This is a genomic window from Corynebacterium frankenforstense, from assembly GCF_030211955.1.
GTDB classification, from domain to species: Bacteria; Actinomycetota; Actinomycetes; order Mycobacteriales; family Mycobacteriaceae; genus Corynebacterium; species Corynebacterium frankenforstense_A.
Genome location: NZ_JASODI010000104.1, coordinates 1 through 235, shown reverse-complemented (window position 1 = coordinate 235; position 235 = coordinate 1). Strand labels below are relative to the sequence as shown.

Here is a 235-nt window from a genome sequence, read left to right as displayed (position 1 = left end):
CTGAACACCCTCGGAGTTAAAGTCGATACCTACCTGATCTGCCTGTTCTGCAGAGTAGGTGTATGGCTTAGCACCTTTTTGTGCAAACAAAGCCATGTTCACAGCGGTACCGTTAGGGTTCCAGTCGGACAAGTAACCGTCGAAGCCTGCAGCCTTTAAGTCGCGACCAACCTGAGCAAATTCTTTCCAGGTTGTTGGGATCTTGAGGTTGTACTTGTCGAATACTGGCTGGTTC

The 235-nt window shown here is 49.4% G+C and carries 1 protein-coding gene; it reads right to left on the bottom strand.

Going from position 1 to position 235, the window contains the following annotated elements; all coding sequences use genetic code 11:
- Positions 1–235: hypothetical protein (locus QP119_RS11710; RefSeq protein WP_284776348.1), on the bottom strand; the 235-nt coding region annotated here is incomplete at both ends.